This window comes from Tistlia consotensis USBA 355 (genome assembly GCF_900177295.1).
Classification (GTDB): domain Bacteria; phylum Pseudomonadota; class Alphaproteobacteria; order Kiloniellales; family DSM-21159; genus Tistlia; species Tistlia consotensis.
Genome location: NZ_FWZX01000072.1, coordinates 1 through 2,184 on the forward strand (window position 1 = coordinate 1; position 2,184 = coordinate 2,184).

The 2,184-nt window shown below is 71.2% G+C and carries 5 protein-coding genes and 1 pseudogene; all 6 read left to right on the forward strand.

All coding sequences use genetic code 11. The features are described from left to right. The coding region (locus B9O00_RS33330; RefSeq protein WP_159460394.1) for a hypothetical protein at nt 1-266 on the forward strand (266 nt) is incomplete at its 5' end. 14 nt (nt 267-280) lie between these two features. Continuing rightward, nucleotides 281-487 (forward strand): TraR/DksA C4-type zinc finger protein, encoded by a 207-nt coding sequence (locus B9O00_RS32030; RefSeq protein ID WP_085127515.1) that lies wholly within the window; start codon nt 281-283, stop codon nt 485-487. Continuing rightward, the gene (locus B9O00_RS32035; protein ID WP_085127517.1) at nt 487-834 is read left to right on the forward strand and encodes a DUF2730 family protein; all 348 of its coding nucleotides are present in this window, start codon (nt 487-489) and stop codon (nt 832-834) included. Before B9O00_RS32030 ends, B9O00_RS32035 begins: the two co-directional genes overlap by 1 nt. Then, a complete protein-coding gene (locus tag B9O00_RS32040; RefSeq protein ID WP_085127519.1) occupies nt 831-1,202 on the forward strand; it encodes a VpaChn25_0724 family phage protein in 372 nt (123 codons plus the stop codon). The genes B9O00_RS32035 and B9O00_RS32040 overlap by 4 nt, the downstream gene beginning before the upstream one ends. Nucleotides 1,203-1,208: 6 nt before the next feature. After that, on the forward strand, nt 1,209-1,709 hold the full coding sequence (locus B9O00_RS32045) for a DUF1804 family protein (protein WP_085127521.1): 501 nt from the start codon (nt 1,209-1,211) through the stop codon (nt 1,707-1,709). A gap of 2 nt (nt 1,710-1,711) precedes the next feature. After that, a pseudogene (locus B9O00_RS32050) lies at nt 1,712-2,184 on the forward strand (phage terminase large subunit); the annotation flags it as partial.

A 2,184-nucleotide genomic window follows, 5' to 3' on the forward strand; every position in this document is an offset into this window, starting at 1 on the left:
TGCTCGGCGGTCGCCCGGTCGACGTGCCGAGCGTCTGGGCGCTGGTCTCCCAGGTCCAGGACAGCTGGGAGCTGGTGGCGATCTCCTTCGGGTCGGGCTTCGCGGCCTGCGTCTCGGTCGTGCGGCGCTACATGGCCGCCCGCGAGCGCGACAAGGCGCAGGAGTACGAGCTGCAGGCGGGCCAGCCGCTACAGGCGAGCGGCGCCGTCGAGGCGGCCGCCGGTGGCCTGGTGGCGGGGGCCATCAAGGCGATCCGAGGGAAGTGACGGTTGGGAGCTTGATGGTGGACGAGGTCGACCACGTCCAGGAGCTGCAGCTCCGCCGGACCGAGCGGGCCGTCCGGGCAGTCCAGTCCTTCCTGGAGCAGGACGGGGCCGACGACTGCACCGACTGCGGCAACCCGATCCCGGCCGCCCGGCGCCAGGCCTATCCGGCGGCCCGGCGCTGCGTCGTCTGCCAAGGCTACCTCGAGCGGAGGGAAGCCTGATGGAGGGGCTGCTCAAGCTGTGGCCGCTGCTGCTCTTCCTCATCAACGGCCTGATGGGCTGGGCGGTGTGGTCGATGCGCAAGGAGTTCGCCACCAAGGCCGACGTCGCCGAGGTGAAGGAGTCCGTCGGCAACCTCGCCGGGCGCGTCGAGCTGGTCGAGCGCGACCTGGAGCACCTGCCGAGCAAGGACGATCTCAACAAGCTCCAGCTGGAGCTGGCCAAGGTGGTCGGCGAGCTGCGCGAGGTCCGGTCCGACTATCGGCACCTGATGGAGAACCAGGGGCGCATCGACCAGGTGCTCACCCGGCACGAGCAGATCTTCAGCGACGCGGCGAGGCAGCGATGACCACGACCTCACCCGGCCCCAAGCCCGACTACGGCGACGCCTGGCTGCAGCACCTGCGGATCGCGGTGCTGCGGTCGCTCGGCGACTGCAAGGGCCAGACCGGCCACGAGAGCCTGCTGACCGACATGGTCAACGCGGTCCACATCATGGCCGACCGCGACCAGGTGCGCGAGCAGCTGGCCTGGCTGCACGAGCAGGAGCTGGTGATCGCCGAGGTCTCGCGCGGCGCGCTGGTGGCGACGCTGACCGAGGCCGGCCAGTGGGTCGCCGAAGGCAAGCGCACGCACCCCGGCGTCAAGCGCCCGAACGTCACCGCCGCCGTCGCGCGCCAGGCGCTGTCGATCGCCCTCGACCAGCTGAAGCGGTAGCCGGCCATGGCGCACCCGCCGGAGATCCGGGCCAAGCTGCGCGCCGCCTACGTCTACGACCGCCTGCCCCTGGAGACGGCGGCCGAGAAGTGCGGCGTCTCCTACGCGACGGCACGACGGTGGAAGTCCGACGCCGAGGCCGAGGGCGACGACTGGGAGCGCGCGCGCTCGGCGGCCCGGCTCGCCGGCGACGGCATCCGCCAGGTGACGCAGATGATCCTGGACGACTACCTGACCCTGCACCAGGCGACGATCGAGGACGTCAAGGCCGGCAGCGAGATCGGTCCGCTGCAGAAGGCCGAGGTGCTGTCGCGCCTGGCCGACGCCTTCACCAAGACCATGTCTGCCGTCGCCAAGGCCTCGCCCGAGCTGGGCCGCCTGGCGGTCGCGACCGAGCTGCTGCAGGATCTCGCCGGCTTCGTGCGGAACCACTTCCCGCACCATGCCGAAGCCCTGGTCGAGGTGCTGGAGCCGTTCGCCGCCGAGGCCGCGCGGAAGTACGGCTGACCATGGCCCAGGTCAAGGTCAAGGCGCAGGACTTCCTGAAGCAGATCGCCGAGGTCGCGGCCGAGCTGCGGCGCGGCATCCAGGCGCAGGTCGACGGCTTCGATCCGGACCCGAAGGCAGCTGCCGAGCGGCGCCGGCGCGGCAAGGCGGACTTCGGCTTCTTCTGCCGCACCTACTTCCCGCACCACGCGCGCGGCGAGGCCTCCGCCTTCCACGCCTTCCTGTTCCGGCGGCTGCCGGAGATCGCCCTCGATCCGGCCGGCGGCGCGCGCGAGCTGATCGCGGCACCCCGCGGCAACGCCAAAACCACCTACGCCGGCCAGCTCTTCGTGATCTGGTGCCTGGCCTACGGCTACAAGCGCTATCCCGTCATCCTGTCCGACAGCTTCGACCAGGCCGCCGTGATCCTGGAGGGCATCAAGGCGGAGATCGAGGTCAACCCGCGCCTGGCGCAGGACTTCCCGGACCTCTGCGG